This window comes from Pseudomonas sp. MWU13-2517 (assembly GCF_023242545.1).
Classification (GTDB): Bacteria; Pseudomonadota; Gammaproteobacteria; order Pseudomonadales; family Pseudomonadaceae; genus Aquipseudomonas.
This window is the reverse complement of the sequence record NZ_JALMFA010000022.1, coordinates 90,349-107,250: the sequence shown is the minus strand read 5'-3', so window position 1 is coordinate 107,250 and position 16,902 is coordinate 90,349. Positions and strand designations below refer to the sequence as shown.

The following is a 16,902-nucleotide window of genomic DNA, read 5'->3' as shown; positions in this document are numbered from 1 at the left end:
CAACGAGTAACTTGTGGCGAGGGAGCTTGCTCCCGTTGGGCTGCGTAGCAGGCCCAGTCTTTTCAAGTCCAAATCTGGGGCCGCTTCGCGACCCAGCGGGAGCAAGCTCCCTCGCCACAGTGACTATGCTCATCCTTAACTGACTGGCATTTAGCAAACCTGGCTCGATTACGAGTTGCCCGACCTGCGAAGCCTCGATCGGGCTTTTCGTTGGAGCTTATGAAACCAAGCGGCAAATGCTGGTTGTCGTGAATATCCGAGCAGGCAATGTATTGTGGAATTTCATGCAGACCGACGCCAAGGCACTGAACACGCGTCGTCATGGAGAGCTGCCGTACAAGCGCTACCAACTTTTATAACGGGCAAAGAAAAGGGCAGCTCTCTCGAACTGCCCTAAGTTAGCGCGCTTGATATTCATATACACACCCTCAAGCAGGGAGGTGGAGGTCTCACCCTACGCTGACGTCCAGCCATCAACGGGGTTCCTACGCCAGTTATTGCCGCTGGAGGCAACTGGTTTCGCGCTCAGGTCCAGTGTTGACGTGCTACTCGCTTTGAGCAACCCCCAAACTTCAGACCAGAATTGACGTCCCAGTCATCTCTTTAGGCTTCTCCAGCCCCATCAGCTTGAGCATGGTCGGTGCCACGTCCGCCAGCACGCCGCCTTCGCGTACTTTCAGGTCGCGCTTGCCGACATAGATGAACGGTACCGGTTCGGTGGTGTGTGCCGTGTGGGCCTGGCCGGTCGATTCGTCGGACATCTGTTCGCAGTTGCCGTGGTCGGCAGTGATCAGCGCTTCGCCACCGACTTTTTCCAGGGCGTCGACGATACGGCCGACACAGGTGTCCAGGCATTCAACGGCTTTGATCGCTGCTTCCAGGTTGCCGCTGTGGCCAACCATGTCGCCGTTGGCATAGTTGACCACGATCACGTCATAACGCTGGTGGTCGATGGCATCAACGATCTTGTCGGTCACTTCCGGCGCGCTCATCTCCGGTTGCAGGTCGTAGGTGGCGACTTTCGGTGACGGGATCAGGATGCGTTCTTCGCCTGGGAACGGCTCTTCGCGGCCACCGGAGAAGAAGAAGGTCACGTGGGCATATTTCTCGGTTTCGGCGATGCGCAGCTGGGTCTTGCCGTTTTTCGCGAGATAGTCGCCCAGCACGTTTTCCAGGCTGCCCGGCGCAAATGCCGAGGGGGCCGGGATATTGGCGGCGTATTGGGTCAGCATCACGAACTCGACGTTGGGCTGGCGCGAGCGCTCGAAGTCCTTGAAACCTTTGTCGACGAACACGTGGCTCAGCTCGCGGGCACGGTCGGCCCGGAAGTTCATGAACACCACGGCATCGCCGTCTTCCACTTTCACCGGCTCACCGATGGTGGTGGCTTTGACGAACTCATCGCTCTCGCCACGCTCGTATGCAGCTTGCAGACCTTCCTGTGCGGTGGCTGCGTTGAATTCGGCCTGGCCATTGACGATCAGGTTGTAAGCCTGGGACACGCGGTCCCAACGGTTGTCGCGGTCCATGGCGAAGTAACGGCCCACCAGGCTGGCGATGCGGCCCTTGCCAAGGGCGGCGAAGGTGGCGTCCAGCAGTTCGATGGACGATTGCGCGCTTTTCGGCGGGGTGTCGCGGCCGTCGAGGAAGGCATGCAGGTAAATCTTGTCGGCGCCGCGCTTGAAGGCCAGTTCGGCCATGGCGACCAGGTGATCCTGGTGGCTGTGAACGCCACCGTCGGAGAGCAAGCCCATGAAGTGCACGGCCTTGCCGGCCGCGACTGCTTTATCCACCGCCGCGCAGATGGTCGGGTTCTCGAAGAACTCGCCATCGCGAATCGCTTTGGTCACACGTGTGAAGTCTTGGTATACCACTCGTCCGGCGCCGAGGTTCATGTGGCCGACTTCCGAGTTGCCCATCTGACCGTCCGGCAGGCCCACGTCCATGCCGGAGCCGGAGATCAGGCCATTGGGCACAGTGGCGGTCAGGCGGTCCAGCACGGGCTTGTTGGCCGAATACACGGCGTTGTCGTGGTGGCTTTCGCTGTGTCCGAAGCCATCGAGAATTATCAGGACCAAAGGTTTAGGCGTAGTAGTCATAGATCCTCTCGTGGCGCTAATAAAGGAAGACAATTGAAAAGGGAGTGGCAGTTTAAAGCGAAGTTCCCACCACGTCACCGCTTTACGGGGGTTGGCCCCCCCTGGCGGCTGTGTATACTTACCGCCATTTTAACGCCCTGGAACCTCCTTGATGGTTGATCACCTGATTGCATTTGCCACTGCCCACTACCTGCTCGCGGGTGCCTTTGTCATCCTGCTGGCGCTGCTGATCGCTCATGAAATGAGCCGCGGTGGCCGCAGCCTGAGCACGTCGGAGCTGACCGCGCTGGTCAACAAGGATGAAGCCGTTGTCGTGGATATTCGCCCGGCCAAGGATTTTGCCGGCGGCCACATCGTTGGCGCCCTGAACATTCCGCAGGACAAGCTGATCGCACGCCTGGCCGAGCTGGAAAAATACAAAGCCAAGACCATCATTCTGGTCGACGCCCAAGGCCAGCACGCCGGCACCCACGCCCGCGAAATGCTCAAGGCCGGTTTCACCGCCGCCAAACTGTCCGGCGGTATCGGCAGCTGGAAGGCCGATAACCTGCCGCTGGTGAAGTGATATGAGCCAGGTTGTCGTGTATTCCAGCGATTGGTGCCCTTACTGCATGCGGGCCAAGGCCCTGCTTGAGAAGAAGGGCGTTGCCTTCGAAGAGATCAAGGTCGACGGCAAACCTCAGGTGCGTGCCGAAATGGCCCAGAAAGCGGGGCGCACGTCCGTGCCGCAGATCTGGATCGGCGCCAGGCACATCGGTGGTTGCGATGACCTGTTCGCTCTGGAGCGCGCCGGTAAGCTCGATGCGCTGCTCGGCTGACTCCCAAACCCTAAAAGACCCCAAGATTAAGAAGGATCTGCGATGACTGACCAACAGAACACCGAAGCGGCAGAAGCCCAAGGCCCACAATTCTCGCTGCAGCGCATTTACGTGCGTGACCTGTCGTTCGAAGCGCCGAAAAGCCCGGCCATCTTCCGTCAGGAATGGACCCCAAGCGTTGCGCTGGACCTGAACACCCGCCAGAAAGCCCTGGAAGCCGACTTCCACGAAGTCGTGCTGACCCTGTCGGTAACCGTCAAGAACGGCGACGAAGTGGCCTTCATCGCTGAAGTGCAACAGGCCGGTATCTTCCTGATCCAGGGCCTGGACGAAGCGTCAATGAGCCACACCCTGGGTGCTTTCTGCCCGAACATTCTGTTCCCGTATGCCCGTGAGACCCTGGACAGCCTGGTTACCCGTGGCTCGTTCCCGGCGCTGATGCTGGCTCCGGTGAACTTCGATGCCCTGTACGCTCAAGAGCTGCAGCGCATGCAACAGGAAGGTTCGTCGACGGTTCAGTAATTTCGAACCCAATGTGGGAGGGGGCTTGCTCCCGATAGCGGAGGACCAGTCACATAAGTGTCGACTGGCACTCCGTCATCGGGGGCAAGCCCCCTCCCACATTTGTTTGTGTATTACTTGAAACCGAGTTGCCGCCAGCCTTCATAGACAGCCACGGCTACGGTATTCGACAGGTTCAGGCTGCGGCAGCCCTCACGCATCGGCAAGCGCAGACGATGGCCGTCGGGCAGGGCGTCGAGTACATCGGCCGGCAGGCCACGGCTTTCCGGGCCGAACAGGAAGGCGTCGCCTTCGGCAAAGCTGGCATCATGAAATGGCCGCGAGCCTTTGGTGGTGAACGCGAACAGGCGCGGGTGGCCCAGGCTTTCCAGGCAACTGGCGAGGTCAGCATGACGCTTGAGGGTGGCGTACTCGTGGTAGTCCAAACCGGCGCGGCGCAGACGCTTGTCGTCCATGTCGAAGCCCAGCGGTTCGATCAAATGCAGGTGGCAGCCACTGTTGGCGCACAGCCTGATAACGTTGCCGGTATTCGGCGGAATTTCTGGTTGAAAAAGGATGACGTGAAACATGCACGGCTCCGAAGGCAAAGATGCGCTGCATTCTACCCCTGAAGACGACCCAAGGCCGAAGCTATTGCCGCGGGTCATGGGCTCTTTAGCGATTGTCGGTCTGATGATTGGCTTGATGATCGGCCGCCTGACCACGTCCGATCCCGTCGAGTTACAGCAGGTAGAGGCACAGGCGGACGGCTTGGTGGTGTGGTTCAACAGCGAACCCAAGCTGCACGGCGAGCATATCGACGGCACCGTGGCGCTGCTGTTCGAGGCCCAGGGCAAGGCCGCCGCGGGGCAACTCAAGGTCAACGACAAGGATGTGAACTGGCGCGTGCGCAAGACCGATGGCGGCTTGCTGCTGAACCTGGTGGCCGCTCGGCCCTTACTCGGGGAGTGGAAAGGGGATGAGGCCGATGGCCGCTGGCGATTGGAGATCCATCTCCAGGAGCAATAAAAGAGGGAATCCCCGGCCTGCCTGTACCAAGGTCCCCAAAACGGGCGGCTGCTGCGGGCGCTGTGCCGCATAAGCCTCGGGTGTAAAGAAGGGAGTTCCCGGCCTGCCTGTACCAGGGCTCCCAAAACTGGGTGAAGCCACGAAGGCTTCGGTGTTAAAGAGGGGATTCTCGGCCTGCCTGTACCAAGGTCCCCGAAACTGGGTAGTACCAGGGGTATTGCAGGGCGCGTGCCAGAACTGGAAATCTGTGCCGAAAATTTTTTCCAGAAAGCGCAAAGCCCCGGAATACGGGGCTTTGGTTTTTTCGAGTGTCTCAAAACACCAGTAGAGCCAGGCTTACGGGCTTTCGAATCGTGCGCGATGCCGGTTCATGGTGCATTGAAGCGGTGCACGCAATGTGGGGCTGAGATTCAGGCGTCATCGCCCTCGTCATCGTCACCACCGTCGACTTTCATCCCCAGCTCCTTGATCTTGCGAGTCAGGGTATTGCGGCCCCAGCCCAGCAGCACAGCGGCGTCGCGGCGGCGGCCGGCGGTGTGCTTCAGGGCGGTTTCGATCATGATCCGCTCGAAGGCCGGCACGGCGCTGTCCAGCAAGTTCGACTGGCCACGTGCCAAGGCCTGATCGGCCCATTGGCGCAGCGCCTGTTCCCAGTTGGTCACGGGGGCCGAATCCTGCGGCAGGCTCAACAGTTCCGGCGGCAGGTCGCTGATATGCACTTCACGGCCGGACGCCATCACCGTGATCCAGCGGCAAGTATTTTCCAACTGGCGCACGTTGCCGGGCCACGGCAGGTTCTTCAGGTATTCCTCGGTCTCGCTTTTAAGCAGCTTCGGTTCGACGGCCAGCTCCTGGGCTGCGCGGCTGAGGAAGTGGCGGGCGAGCGTCGGGATGTCTTCACGGCGATCCGACATACGCGGGATGTGGATGCGGATTACATTCAGACGGTGGAACAAGTCTTCACGGAATTTGCCCGCATGCACCAGGGTTTCCAGGTTCTGATGGGTCGCGGCGATGATGCGCACGTCCACTTTGACCGGTGTATGCCCGCCGACACGGTAGAACTCACCGTCCGCCAAAACGCGCAGCAAGCGGGTTTGGGTGTCGGCCGGCATGTCGCCGATTTCGTCGAGGAACAGCGTGCCGCCATCGGCCTGTTCAAAGCGGCCGCGACGCAGGTTGGCGGCACCGGTGAATGCGCCTTTCTCATGGCCGAACAGCTCGGACTCCATCAAGTCCTTTGGAATCGCCGCCATGTTCAGTGCGATGAACGGCGAGGCCGCCCGTGGGCTGTGACGGTGCAGGGCATGGGCCACCAGTTCTTTGCCGGTGCCCGATTCGCCGTTGATCAACACGGTGATGTTGGAGTGGCTCAAACGCCCGATGGCACGAAAAACTTCCTGCATTGCCGGCGCTTCGCCGATGATTTCCGGGGTGCGGGTCAGGGTGGGCGGGGCTTCCTGGTTTTGCTGTTCCTGGGCGTGCTGGTTCGCACGCTTGACCAGTGCCACCGCTTCGTCCACGTCGAACGGCTTGGGCAGGTATTCGAAGGCGCCGCCCTGATAGGACGCGACAGCGCTGTCCAGGTCGGAGTGCGCAGTCATGATAATCACCGGCAGGCGCGGGTGCTGCTCACGGATACGCGCCAGCAAGTCCAGGCCACTGGCACCGGGCATGCGTATGTCGGAGATGATCACGTCCGGCTGCTGGCGGGCCAGGCGGCTCATCACCCCGTCGGCGCTGTCGAAGCTCTGGGTGGCCATGCCTTCCTGTTGCAAGGCTTTCTCGAGGACCCAGCGGATAGAACGGTCGTCATCGACGATCCACACAGTTTCACTACGGCTCATGTCGATGGGGCTCCTTGTTCCAGGGGTAGAAAGATCGAGAAGGTGGTGTGGCCGGGATGGCTTTCACATTCGATCAGGCCCTGGTGCTGGCTGATGATGTTCTGGGTAATGGCCAGGCCCAGCCCGGTACCGTCCGGGCGGCCGCTGACCATGGGAAAGAAGATGGTTTCCTGAAGTTCCGCGGGAATGCCCGGGCCGTTGTCGATGATCTCGACCTTGGTCACCAGGCGATGGCGCACGTGGCCGATGGTGAACTGGCGCAGGGCACGTGTACGCAGGCTGATGCGGCCCAGTCGCAGCTCGTTCTGGCTGCTGATGGCTTGCATGGCGTTGCGCACGATATTGAGCACCGCCTGGATCATCTGCTCGCGGTCGATCAATACGTCGGGAATGCTTGGGTCGTAGTCGCGTACCAGGGTGATACAGCCTTGGCTTTCGGCTTCTACGAGCTGGCAGACTCGCTCCAGTACCTCATGCACGTTGGTCATCGCCAGGGACGGCAGCTTGTTGGAGCCGAGCATGCGGTCTACGAGGTTACGCAGGCGGTCGGCTTCTTCGATGATGACGTTGGTGTAGTCCTTGAGGTGCTCGTCCGGCAGCTCGCGGGCCAGCAATTGCGCCGCGCCGCGAATACCGCCCAGGGGGTTCTTGATCTCGTGGGCCAGGCCGCGCACCAGCATTTTGCTGGTTTCCTGCTTGGACAACTGGGCTTCTTCCTTGGTGATGCGCAGCAGTCGGTCGCGGGGGTGCACTTCCAGCAGCAGCAAAGTGGCGCCGTTGCTCAGGATCGGGGTCACGGCATAGTCGACGGTCAGCGTCTGGCCGGTGAGGGCGGTGAGCATCGCTTCGCGCTTGGTGAACGGGTGTGCCTGCTCCACTGCCTGGCGCAACGAGCTCAGGGCCTCGGCCGACTCGGTGAACAATTCGCTGATGAACTGCCCATGGCTGCGCTGGCCGCTGATCGCCAGGAGCATCTCCGCCGCCGGGTTCATGTACTCAAGGCGCAGGTCGTCGTTGAGCAGGATGGTCGCGGTGGTCAGGTTATCGAGTAGCAAACGGTGCAGTGCATCGCTGATGGTCATCAGGACCTCTTTTGGAGCAAGGCGCGGGCTTGAGGCTCACGCTGATACCGAGAAAATGCAAAAACCAAACCAAGGCTCCGAAAAGAAGCGCGAAACCTCTGGAATGGGGGGTTAAGGCGCGAAACTGTGGCGTTCTGCCAGCTCGATCGTGAAGTTTCGAACCAAAATGGGCTGGACAGAGGGGAAGAGTGCAACCACGCGCACCAATATAGTGCGGTTTTGTGGGTCTTGTTCAGCAAACAGCGAATTCACCCAAATCAAATGTGGAAGGGGCAAGCCCTCCCACATTCCTGGAGCGGGTTTACAGCCTTAGCCTTTGTAGATGCACAGCTCGGCCGTAGCGCGAATCATCGCCAGTTGCCGCATCGGGTCGTTCAACGGTTCATGGACGGCCTGTGCCAGCCATTGCGGGCACTGCGGGTCGGTGCGTTGTGGGGCGAAGTCCGCCAGTTGCCGGAGCAGGCGTTTTTGCAGTTCGTCCAATTGCGGGCGGATCTGCTTCACCAGATCCGGACGCGGGTCGTCGGGTGCCTTGCCCTGGAACTGCCAGTCGGACAGCAGGGTGTATTGCACCAGCTTGTTGGCTTCGATCTGCGCCGAGAAAAATTGCTCGGCGGCGGCGGTGTCCAGTTTGTAGCCGGGGGCTTGGGCGACCACGCTGGCGATCACCTCTTGTTCGCGCTTTTTGTCTTCTACCGGCTTGTGGCTGTCCCATTTGCTCAGGGCGACCTGGTCGGCGATGGCCAGGCGTTCGGCGATGCTATTGAGCAATGGTTCAAGCGTGGGCGGCGCGGCCGATGCGGCGGCACTGACAAACATCAAGGCAAACACGAATCGAAATTTCAAAGGAGATCCCCTGTAGGAGCGAGCTGGCTCGCGAAGGTCGCTAACGATAACGCGTAAATGTTGAAGCAATGCGGGGGCCTGGCGTTTTTCGCGAGCCAGCTCGCGCCTACAGTGAACGTGTAGGGCATCAGGTGTCCGCTCAGCTGAATCCTACGCAAAAAAAAGACCTCCCGAAGGAGGTCTTTTTCGTCACGCTACATCAAGCAGCGCTACCGGATCAGCAGCTGTAGTACAGCTCGTATTCCAGTGGGTGCACGAAGGTGCGTACTTTGATTTCTTCTTCGCTTTTCAGCTCGATGTAAGCGTCGATGAAGTCGTCGCTGAATACACCGCCTTTGGTCAGGAACGCACGGCCTTTGTCCAGCTCTTCCAGGGCTTCCTTCAGGCTGCCACACACTTGCGGGATCTCTTTGGCCTCTTCAGGCGGCAGGTCGTACAAGTTTTTGTCGGCGGCGTCGCCAGGGTGGATCTTGTTCTGGATACCGTCCAGGCCGGCCATTACCAGAGCGGCGAAGGCCAGGTACGGGTTGGCTGCCGGGTCCGGGAAGCGGGCTTCGATACGACGCGCGCGCGGGCTGGATACGTAAGGAATACGGATCGAAGCGGAACGGTTACGTGCCGAGTAGGCCAGCATGACCGGAGCTTCGAAGCCTGGGACCAGACGCTTGTAGGAGTTGGTCGACGGGTTGGTGAAGCCGTTCAGGGCCTTACCGTGCTTGATGATACCGCCGATGAAGTACAGGGCAGTGTCGGACAGGCCGGCATAACCTTCGCCGGCGAAGGTGTTCTTGCCTTCTTTGGCGATGGACAGGTGAACGTGCATACCCGAACCGTTATCGCCGTACAGCGGCTTAGGCATGAAGGTTGCGGTACGGCCGTAGGCGTCAGCCACGTTGTGTACGCAGTATTTCAGGGTCTGAACTTCGTCAGCCTTGGCAACCAGGGTGTTGAACTTCACGCCGATTTCGTTCTGGCCGGCAGTCGCCACTTCGTGGTGGTGAACTTCGATGACCAGGCCCATTTCTTCCATGGCGTTGCACATGGAGGTACGGATTTCGTGGTCGTGGTCGAACGGCGGAACTGGGAAGTAGCCACCTTTGATACCTGGACGGTGGCCTTTGTTGCCGCCTTCCACGTCCTGATCGGACATCCACGAACCTTGTTCGGAGAAGATTTTGAACATGGAGCCGGAGATGTCGGACTTGAACTTGACCGAATCAAAGATGAAGAATTCTGGCTCCGGGCCTACGAATACGGTGTCACCAATACCCGTGGACTTCAGGTATTCCTCGGCACGCTTGGCGATCGCACGTGGGTCGCGGTCGTAGCCCTGCATGGTCGAAGGCTCGATCACGTCGCAGACGATGATCAGGGTTGGGTCTTCGGTGAACGGGTCGAGAACGGCAGTGCTGTCGTCCGGCATCAGGATCATGTCGGAGGCTTCGATGCCTTTCCAGCCGGCGATGGAGGAACCGTCGAACATTTTGCCTTCTTCGAAGAAAGCATCATCCAGCGCATCGCGCGCCGGCATGGTCACGTGGTGCTGAGTACCTTTGGTGTCCGTGAAGCGCAGATCAATCCATTTAACGTCATGATCTTTGATGAGTTGAACCGACTTCGACATAGTGTCCTCCGGGTGGCTTCGGGCTGGGTAGTGGAGTTAGCCCTTAGAATGTGGGTGATGCCGGCGCGGATAGTCCGCCATGGCAACCTGCCTCACAAGAGAGCAAATTGCATGCCAGTGCGCCAACATGGTCTTTTTGCCTCAAAATGGCCCCTATAACGGTGCAATTCGCTCGAATGCAATAAATCTCGCACTGCAATGTGGCGCTATCTCAAGAAAATGACCTGTTTTGGTGCGTCGAAAGTGCAGTGCATATTAACTGGTTAAACCTTGAGCGATTTCCGCTATAATCCGCGCCCCCCTTTTTCAGCAGGCCCGGCGCGCGCTGTTTCCATGAAATTAATCGTTAAAGTCTTCCCCGAGATCACCATTAAAAGCCGACCGGTACGGACGCGTTTCATCCGTCAATTGGCCAAGAACATCCGTGCCGTGCTCCGTGACCTGGACCCGGCTGTGGTGGTGAACGGCGTGTGGGACAATCTCGAGCTGGAAACCCGTGTGACCGATGCCAAGGCCTTGAAGGACATGACCGAGCGCCTGAGCTGCATGCCGGGCATCGCGCATTTCCTGCAGGTGGATGAGTACCCGCTGGGCGACTTCGACGACATCACCGAAAAGTGCAAGCAGCACTTCGGCCACTCGCTTGAAGGCAAGATATTTTCCGTGCGCTGCAAGCGTGCCGGCAAACATCCGTTCAGCTCCATGGACGTTGAGAAATACGTCGGCAGCAAACTGCGTCGTGAGTGCGGCGCGGCCGGAATTTCGCTGAAATCGCCGGAAATCGAAGTGCGTATCGAAATTCGCGACCAACGGTTGTTCGTGATCCATAGCCAGCACAACAGCATCGGCGGCTACCCGCTGGGCGCCCTGGAACAGACCCTGGTATTGATGTCCGGCGGTTTCGATTCCACGGTGGCGGCCTACCAGATCATGCGTCGCGGCCTGATGAGCCACTTCTGCTTCTTTAATCTGGGCGGGCGTGCCCACGAATTGGGCGTGATGGAAGTTGCGCACTTTATCTGGAAGAAGTACGGCAGCTCCCAACGCGTGCTATTTGTGAGCGTGCCCTTCGAGGAAGTGTTGGGCGAAATTCTCGGCAAAGTCGATAACAGTCATATGGGCGTGGTATTGAAGCGTATGATGTTGCGCGCCGCGTCGAGCATTGCCGACCGCCTGCATATCGACGCGCTGGTGACCGGCGAGGCGATCTCCCAGGTGTCGAGCCAGACGCTGCCGAACCTGTCGCTGATCGATTGCGTGACCGACAAGCTGGTGTTGCGCCCGCTGATCGCCAGCCACAAGCAGGACATCATCGACCTGGCGGAAGAAATCGGCACCGCCGACTTCGCCAAGCACATGCCCGAGTACTGCGGGGTCATTTCGGTGAACCCCAAGACCCACGCCAAGCGTCACCGCGTGGAGCATGAAGAGAAAGAATTCGACATGGCGGTTCTGGAGCGTGCGCTCGAGAATGCCAAGCTGGTGCCGATCGATCGCGTGATCGATGAATTGGGCCAGGATGTACAGATCGAAGAAGTCAGCGAGGCTCTGGCCGGTCAGATCGTCATCGATATCCGTCATCCGGATTCCGCTGAGGACGAGCCGCTGGAAATTGCCGGCATCGACGTGCAAACGCTGCCGTTCTACGCACTGAACGCGCGTTTCAAGGAACTGGATAACAGCCGTCAGTACCTGCTGTATTGCGACAAAGGCGTGATGAGTCGCCTGCATGCCCACCATTTGCTCAGTGAGGGGTATGCCAATGTGCGCGTTTATCGACCGAGCTAAGAGCCCGGGGCTGTTTGCCTGTGGCCTGCGTCACCGGCCCCCCGACTCTGCCGTCAAGCTGTAACGGCAAGGCCTGACTCTATTGTTAATCGCTGCCACGACCTGTCAGCACACCGAATCCTCTGATCGAGATACACAAGTGATCGAAAATCTACGTAACATCGCCATCATTGCTCACGTTGACCATGGTAAAACCACCCTGGTAGACAAACTCCTGCGTCAATCCGGCACCCTGGAGCGCAACGAGCTCAACGACGAGCGCGTGATGGACTCCAACGACCAGGAAAAAGAGCGCGGTATTACCATCCTGGCAAAAAACACCGCCATCAACTGGAACGGCTACCACATCAACATCGTGGATACCCCGGGCCACGCCGACTTCGGCGGCGAAGTAGAACGCGTAATGTCGATGGTTGACTCCGTTCTGCTGCTGGTTGACGCTCAAGACGGCCCTATGCCGCAAACCCGTTTCGTGACCAAGAAGGCTTTCGAAGCCGGCCTGCGTCCGATCGTGTGCATCAACAAGGTTGACCGTCCAGGCGCACGTCCGGACTGGGTTCTGGACCAGATCTTCGACCTGTTCGACAACCTGGGTGCCACCGAAGAACAGCTGGACTTCAAAGTCGTCTACGCCTCGGCCCTGAACGGTATTGCCGGTCTGGACCACACCGACATGGCTGAAGACATGACCCCGCTGTACCAGTCGATCGTCGACAACGTACCAGCGCCGGCGGTTGACCGTGACGGTCCGTTCCAGATGCAGATCTCCGCACTGGACTACAACAGCTTCCTGGGTGTTATCGGTGTTGGCCGTATCGCTCGTGGTCGCGTCAAGCCGAACACTCCAGTCGTGGCTATCGGTGCTGACGGCAAGAAGCGCAACGGTCGTATCCTGAAGCTGATGGGTCACCACGGTCTGCACCGTGTAGACGTTGAAGAAGCAGCGGCCGGCGACATCGTGTGCATCAGCGGTATGGACTCGCTGTTCATCTCCGACACCCTGTGCCACCCGGACGCGGTAGAAGCGATGAAGCCTCTGACCGTTGACGAGCCAACCGTTTCCATGACCTTCCAGGTGAACGACTCGCCTTTCTGCGGTAAAGAAGGCAAGTTCGTGACCTCCCGTAACATCAAGGAACGTCTGGACAAAGAGCTGCTGTACAACGTTGCACTGCGCGTTGAAGAAGGCGACTCGGCTGACAAGTTCAAGGTTTCCGGCCGTGGTGAGCTGCACCTCTCGGTACTGATCGAAACCATGCGTCGCGAAGGCTTCGAAATGGGTGTTGGTCGTCCGGAAGTGATCATCCGTCAGGTTGACGGCGTGAAGCAGGAACCGTTCGAAAACGTCACCATCGACACCCCTGAAGAATCCCAGGGCAAGGTCATGGAAGAGATGGGCCTGCGTAAGGGCGACCTGACCAACATGGTGCCGGATGGCAAAGGCCGTGTGCGTCTGGAATACAACATCCCTGCTCGTGGTCTGATCGGTTTCCGTAACCAGTTCCTGACCCTGACCAACGGTGCTGGCATCCTGACCTCGATCTTCGATCGCTACGACACCATGAAGTCCGGCGACATGTCCGGCCGTCAGAACGGTGTTCTGGTATCGGTAGAAACCGGTAAGGCGCTGACCTACTCCCTGGAAACCCTCCAGGCGCGTGGCAAGCTGTTCGTTGAACACGGTCAAGAGATCTACAACGGCCAGATCGTTGGTCTGAACAGCCGTGACAACGACATGGGCGTCAACCCAACCAAAGGCAAGAAGCTCGACAACATGCGTGCTTCGGGTAAAGACGAAACCATCGCTCTGGTTCCACCTGTTCGCTTCACCCTGGAACAGGCTCTGGAATTCATCCAGGACGACGAGCTGTGCGAAGTCACGCCTAAGTCGATTCGCCTGCGTAAGAAGATCCTGGACGAAGGCGAGCGTACCCGCGCTGCCAAGAAAGCCAAGAACTGAGTTAGCTCAGGCTGAATGAAAAACGCCCCCGGTCGAAAGGCCGGGGGCGTTTTTTTGTGCCTGCAATATGGGGATTGTGCCGGCCTCATCGCGAGCCAAGCCCGCTCCTGCATTCGACCGCGTTCTTCAGGATGAATACGGCCAGGAGCTGGCTTGCTCGCAAAAACAGTCGTTCAAACAATGCAAGGCCTGGATCAGAACTTGTCGAGGGTCTTGAACTTGGTTTCGCGCACCACTTCCTTGGGCTTATACGCGCAATACCCCGGCCGCGGCCCGATCTTCGGGTGGTTGCGGCAGGTATCGGGGCGCTTGTCATAAATAGTGCAGAAGCGCGTCTTACGATCCAGGTACAGGCAATCGTTGTTGCTCATGCGCTGCAGGGTAAAAATCTCGGACTTGGAATTGAAGCGCTCGACGATGCCTTCTTTCTGCAAACGCTTGGCGATGTTCTTCGGCGGGTCGCCGCGCTCGAACTCATCGACGATGCCAATACGGATCAGGTCCTTGATCTTCACTTCGACCGGCAGCGTGCAGCAGCTGGACACGCAGCCGCCGCACATGTGGGCGGAATATTTCTGCCAGGTCTCGAGACGGTCGAGTTCCGCGGCGGCGATCAGTTGAGGCTTCATCGGGTTTCCAAAAGGTGGGGCTGTGTCCGGGCGCGCGATCATACCGGGATTGGTGGTTTTTTGAACAATATTTTGCGGGTTTCAGCTCAAAGGCTGATCGGGCACGACCCCTGCATCAAATTCGCACAAAGGTGAATGAGTAAAAAAACTGCCGAACCTGCACGTCTACCGTCTGTCAGACCGACTAGGCTCTAGCAACTCCTTCTATCTCGCCCGAGGTCGCACCGATGTCTCAGGAACCGCTTGCACGAGAAGCAGAGGTAGCCGCATTTCGCGAGGCTGTCTTGACCAAACTCACCTACGCGGTGGGTAAAGATCCCGACCACGCCTTCGACCATGACTGGTTCGAAGCCATTGCCCTGGCCGCCCGCGACCAGATGGTCGACCACTGGATGGACCACACCCGGCGCATTTATCGCAAAGGCCAGAAGCGGGTGTACTACCTCTCACTGGAATTTCTCATCGGCCGCTTGCTCTACGACAGCCTGAGCAACCTAGGCATTCTGGAAATCGCCCGTGAGGCGCTGTCCGAGCTCGGTGTGGACCTTGAACGCATCCGCCTGCTGGAGCCCGACGCGGCGCTTGGTAACGGTGGCCTGGGCCGCCTGGCGGCGTGTTTCATGGAAAGCATGTCAACCTTGGGCATTGCCGGCCATGGTTATGGCATTCGTTACGAGCACGGGTTGTTCCGCCAGGCGATAGTCGATGGCTGGCAGCAGGAGCAGACCGAGCGCTGGCTGGATTTCGGTAACCCGTGGGAGTTCGAGCGGGCCGAAGTGATTTACCCAATCGGCTTTGGCGGCAGCGTCGAAACCCTGGCCGACCCGTCCGGGAAGATGATCCAGGTGTGGACGCCCAACGAAACCGTGCGCGCGGTTGCCTACGACACGCCGGTGGTCGGCTGGCGTGGCGCGAGCGTCAACACCTTGCGCCTCTGGCGCGCGCGAGCGGTGGAAGACCTGCACCTGGAGCGCTTCAACGCCGGTGACCACCTGGGCGCCGTGGCCGAGGTCGCCCGCGCGGAAAGTATCTCGCGCGTGCTTTACCCGGCCGACAGCACCGAAGCGGGGCAAGAGTTGCGCCTGCGCCAGGAGTATTTCTTTGTCGCGGCCTCGTTGCAGGACCTGTTGCGCCGGCATAAAAACATGCACGGCTCGGTGCTGAGCCTGGGCGAACACGCCGCCATCCAACTCAACGATACCCACCCATCCATCGCCGTGGCCGAATTGATGCGCCAACTGGTCGATCTGCACGACATTCCGTGGGAAGCAGCGTGGGACGTCACCGTGGAAACGCTGTCGTACACCAACCACACCTTGCTGCCCGAGGCCCTGGAAACCTGGCCGGTCGGCCTGATGGAGCGCATGCTGCCCCGGCACATGCAGATCATCTACCTGATCAACGCCCAGCATATCGACTCGCTGCGCGCCAAAGGCATCCACGATTTCGATGTGCTGCGTGCGGTGTCGCTGATCGAAGAAGACAACGGCCGCCGCGTGCGCATGGGTAACCTGGCGTTCCTTGGCTCCCATAGCGTCAACGGCGTGTCCGGCCTACACACCCAATTGATGCGCAGCACGGTGTTTTCCGAACTGCACAAGCTGTACCCGGAGCGCATCAACAACAAAACCAACGGCATCACTTTCCGCCGCTGGTTGTACCAGGCCAACCCCAAGCTCACCGCGATGCTGGTGGAAGCACTGGGCCCCGATATCCTCGACAAGCCCGAAGAGCGCCTGGTCGAACTGGAGCCGTTTGCCGAGAAGCAAACCTTCCGCAAAGCCTTCGCCGAGCAACGCCTGCACAGCAAGCGCGCACTGGCCGAGATCATTCACGAGCGGCTGGGCATTGCGGTCAACCCGGCGGCGATGTTCGATGTGCAGGTCAAGCGCATCCACGAATACAAGCGCCAACTGCTCAACCTGTTGCACACCGTGGCGTTGTACCAGGCGATCCGCGCCGAGCCGGAAACTGACTGGGTGCCACGGGTAAAAATCTTCTCGGGCAAAGCGGCGGCCAGTTACCACCAGGCCAAGCTGATCATCAAACTGACGAACGATATCGCCCGTACCGTCAACAACGACCCGACCGTGCGTGGTTTGCTCAAAGTGGTGTTCCTGCCCAACTACAACGTCAGCCTGGCGGAAAGCATCATTCCGGCGGCGGACTTGTCCGAGCAGATTTCCACCGCCGGCTTCGAGGCCTCGGGCACCAGCAACATGAAGTTCGGTCTCAACGGCGCGTTGACCATCGGCACCATGGACGGCGCCAACGTGGAGATGCACGAGCGCGTCGGCGCCGAGCACATGTTCATCTTCGGCCTCAGCGCGCAGCAGGTGGAGGCGCGCAAGCATGCCGGTGAGTTCCATGCAGGCGCCGATATTGCCGGGTCGCACCGCCTCAATGATGTGCTGCAGGCGATTCGTGGCGGGGTGTTTTCGCCGGATGACCCGGGGCGCTATGTGGGGTTGATCGACGGGCTGATCAATTACGACCGCTTCCTGGTGTGTGCCGACTTCGATTCCTACTGGGATGCCCAGGCGCGGGTCGAGGCGCATTGGCATGACTCCAAGGAATGGTGGCGTTCGGCGGTGCTGAATACGGCGCGGATGGGCTGGTTCTCCTCGGATCGCACCATCAGGGAGTACGCCACCGAGATCTGGAAAGCACTGGATTAAA

The 16,902-nt window shown here is 59.4% G+C and carries 14 protein-coding genes; 7 read left to right on the top strand and 7 right to left on the bottom strand.

What is annotated here, in order from left to right; all coding sequences use genetic code 11:
- Positions 1–572: 572 nt before the first annotated feature.
- The gene (gene gpmI / locus M5B97_RS26070) at positions 573–2,099 is read right to left on the bottom strand and encodes a 2,3-bisphosphoglycerate-independent phosphoglycerate mutase (protein ID WP_248733083.1); all 1,527 of its coding nucleotides are present in this window, start codon (positions 2,097–2,099) and stop codon (positions 573–575) included.
- 151 nt (positions 2,100–2,250) lie between these two features.
- On the opposite strand from gpmI, the gene M5B97_RS26065 reads away from it, so the two are divergent.
- The 3 genes from M5B97_RS26065 to secB are packed head-to-tail and all read left to right on the top strand — an operon-like array spanning position 2,251 to position 3,439.
- Positions 2,251–2,664, top strand: coding sequence for a rhodanese-like domain-containing protein (locus M5B97_RS26065; RefSeq protein ID WP_123716273.1), 414 nt, complete (start codon positions 2,251–2,253; stop codon positions 2,662–2,664).
- A gap of 1 nt (position 2,665) precedes the next feature.
- Positions 2,666–2,917 carry a glutaredoxin 3 gene (gene grxC / locus M5B97_RS26060; protein WP_134660414.1) on the top strand — a complete coding sequence of 84 codons (252 nt, stop codon included), beginning with the start codon at positions 2,666–2,668 and terminating at the stop codon, positions 2,915–2,917.
- Between the two features lie 42 nt (positions 2,918–2,959).
- Entirely contained in the window at positions 2,960–3,439 is a 480-nt protein-coding gene (gene secB, locus M5B97_RS26055; RefSeq protein ID WP_123716271.1) for a protein-export chaperone SecB, read from the top strand.
- Between the two features lie 113 nt (positions 3,440–3,552).
- Here the strand turns inward: secB and M5B97_RS26050 are convergent, their stop codons facing one another.
- Positions 3,553–4,008, bottom strand: a complete 456-nt coding sequence (locus M5B97_RS26050; RefSeq protein WP_034095446.1) for a tRNA (cytidine(34)-2'-O)-methyltransferase — start codon at positions 4,006–4,008, stop codon at positions 3,553–3,555.
- Between M5B97_RS26050 and M5B97_RS26045 the strand changes: the two genes are divergently transcribed.
- Entirely contained in the window at positions 4,007–4,447 is a 441-nt protein-coding gene (locus M5B97_RS26045) for a hypothetical protein (RefSeq protein ID WP_248733082.1), read from the top strand. The genes M5B97_RS26050 and M5B97_RS26045 overlap by 2 nt on opposite strands.
- Positions 4,448–4,857: 410 nt before the next feature.
- Here the strand turns inward: M5B97_RS26045 and ntrC are convergent, their stop codons facing one another.
- The 4 genes from ntrC to glnA form a co-directional block, all read right to left on the bottom strand.
- Positions 4,858–6,294, bottom strand: a complete 1,437-nt coding sequence (ntrC, locus tag M5B97_RS26040; RefSeq protein ID WP_123716269.1) for a nitrogen regulation protein NR(I) — start codon at positions 6,292–6,294, stop codon at positions 4,858–4,860.
- On the bottom strand, positions 6,291–7,376 hold the full coding sequence (gene glnL / locus M5B97_RS26035; protein WP_024072896.1) for a nitrogen regulation protein NR(II): 1,086 nt from the start codon (positions 7,374–7,376) through the stop codon (positions 6,291–6,293). Before glnL ends, ntrC begins: the two co-directional genes overlap by 4 nt.
- A 309-nt stretch (positions 7,377–7,685) precedes the next feature.
- Complete coding sequence (locus M5B97_RS26030) at positions 7,686–8,222, bottom strand: chorismate mutase (RefSeq protein WP_248733081.1); 537 nt, start codon at positions 8,220–8,222, stop codon at positions 7,686–7,688.
- Between the two features lie 217 nt (positions 8,223–8,439).
- Positions 8,440–9,846 carry a glutamate--ammonia ligase gene (gene glnA / locus M5B97_RS26025; RefSeq protein WP_024072899.1) on the bottom strand — a complete coding sequence of 469 codons (1,407 nt, stop codon included), beginning with the start codon at positions 9,844–9,846 and terminating at the stop codon, positions 8,440–8,442.
- Positions 9,847–10,179: 333 nt separating this feature from the next.
- On the opposite strand from glnA, the gene thiI reads away from it, so the two are divergent.
- Both thiI and typA read left to right on the top strand, forming a co-directional pair.
- Complete coding sequence (gene thiI / locus M5B97_RS26020) at positions 10,180–11,634, top strand: tRNA uracil 4-sulfurtransferase ThiI (protein WP_134660416.1); 1,455 nt, start codon at positions 10,180–10,182, stop codon at positions 11,632–11,634.
- A 139-nt stretch (positions 11,635–11,773) separates the two neighbouring features.
- Complete coding sequence (typA, locus tag M5B97_RS26015; RefSeq protein ID WP_034108771.1) at positions 11,774–13,594, top strand: translational GTPase TypA; 1,821 nt, start codon at positions 11,774–11,776, stop codon at positions 13,592–13,594.
- A 194-nt stretch (positions 13,595–13,788) separates the two neighbouring features.
- Here the strand turns inward: typA and M5B97_RS26010 are convergent, their stop codons facing one another.
- On the bottom strand, positions 13,789–14,223 hold the full coding sequence (locus M5B97_RS26010) for a YkgJ family cysteine cluster protein (protein ID WP_017529542.1): 435 nt from the start codon (positions 14,221–14,223) through the stop codon (positions 13,789–13,791).
- Positions 14,224–14,450: 227 nt separating this feature from the next.
- On the opposite strand from M5B97_RS26010, the gene M5B97_RS26005 reads away from it, so the two are divergent.
- Positions 14,451–16,901: a glycogen/starch/alpha-glucan phosphorylase gene (locus tag M5B97_RS26005; RefSeq protein WP_248733080.1), complete on the top strand. Its 2,451-nt coding sequence runs from the start codon at positions 14,451–14,453 to the stop codon at positions 16,899–16,901.
- Position 16,902 lies beyond the last annotated feature (1 nt).